At 60.5% G+C, this 1,822-nt stretch carries 1 protein-coding gene; it reads right to left on the minus strand.

Annotated elements, in window-relative coordinates; translation table 11 throughout:
* Window positions 1-1,822, minus strand: a 1,822-nt coding sequence (locus DBV08_RS31210; protein ID WP_124569947.1) for an amino acid adenylation domain-containing protein, incomplete at both ends; no start/stop codon positions are given.

Genomic DNA, 1,822 nt, shown 5'->3' on the forward strand with positions numbered 1-1,822 from the left:
GTCAACGCCGCACGCGAACCACCACCGACATGAGAACCCAAACGAGCAGCCAACGCCTCCACCGTCGACGCCTCGAACAACTCCCGCACCGACACCGAAGCATCCAACGCCTGACCCAACCGAGACGTCACCTGCGTCGCAATCAGCGAATTACCACCGAGAGCAAAGAAATCATCATCCAAACCAACACGCTCAACGCCCAGAACATCCGCAAACGTCTGCGCCACAACCTCTTCCACCACCGACGTCGGAGCACGGAACACCGCAACCTGCAACGACGGAACCGGCAAAGCCCGACGATCCAACTTCCCGTTCACCGTCAACGGAATCGCATCCAACACCACAAACGCCGACGGCACCATGTACTCCGGCAACAACGAACCCACCGACACCCGAAGGTCGTCGATCGACACGCTCACACCCGCAGCCGGAACCACATACGCCACCAACCGCTGATCACCCGGAGAATCCTCACGAACAACCACCGCCGTCTGCGCCACGGACACATCTGCCAACACCGCAGACTCGATCTCACCGATCTCGATCCGGAAACCACGGATCTTCACCTGATCATCCGCGCGACCCAGATACTCCAAATCACCAGCACTGTTCCACGACGCCACGTCACCCGTGCGGTACAAAACCTCACCAGCAGCAAAAGGACTCGCCACAAACCGCGTCGACGTCAACCCCGCCTGACCCAGATAACCCCGAGCCAACTGCACACCAGCGACATACATCTCACCCGCAACACCAACCGGCACCGGAGCCAAACGCGTATCCAACACGAACACCCGCAGACCCGAAATAGCCTGACCCACAACACTCGCCGACGCATCCGCCGCCAACGCAGCATCCAACACACGATGGCTCACATGCACCGTCGTCTCCGTGATGCCGTACATGTTCACCAACGTCGGCGCACTGTCACCGCGGCGGCCGTACCAATCCGACAAGCGACGCAGCTCGAGCGCCTCGCCACCGAAAACAACCCACCGCAACGACAACTCGGCAGCCCGACCGGATTCCGACGCCAACCGATCAGCCTCAGCCAACTGATAGAACGCCGACGGCGTCTGATTGAGCACCGTCACCCGCTCAGCAGCAAGCAACTCCAAGAACTGCTCCGGCGACCGCGACGTCACATAATCCACAACCACCAACGTGCCGCCGTACAACAGCGGACCCCACAACTCCCACACCGAGAAGTCGAACGCATAACTGTGGAACATCGTCCACACATCGGATTCGTCGAACCCGTACACACCCTCGGTATTCGCGAACAACTTCGCCACCGTCGTGTGCGGAACCTGCACACCCTTCGGGCGACCCGTCGAACCCGACGTGTAAATCACATACGCAACATTCGACGACCGCAACGGCGCAACACGATCCGCATCCGTCACCACCGAACCATCGAACTCCGACACATCCACCGCGTCGACATCAACCACCGGCAAACCAACAGGCAACACCAACTCACGCCCGGACCACGAAATCGCAGCCACCGGAGCAGCATCGGCCAACATGAACTCGACACGATCAGCCGGATACGACGGATCCACCGGCAAATACCCCGCACCGGACTTCACCACCGCCAACAACGCCACCACAAGATCCGCCGACCGCGGCAACGCCACCGCCACCAACGACTCCGGACCACAACCCTGAGCAATCAACCTGCGCGCCAAACGATTAGCCCGCACCGACAACTCACCATACGACAACGACTCGCCACCGAACCGCACCGCAACCCGATCACCAAACCGCGCAGCAGCATCATCGAACCACGCCGACAACGTCGAATCCACACCACGATCGA

The organism is Rhodococcus sp. KBW08, assembly GCF_003852455.1.
Classification (GTDB): Bacteria; Actinomycetota; Actinomycetes; order Mycobacteriales; family Mycobacteriaceae; genus Rhodococcus_F; species Rhodococcus_F baikonurensis.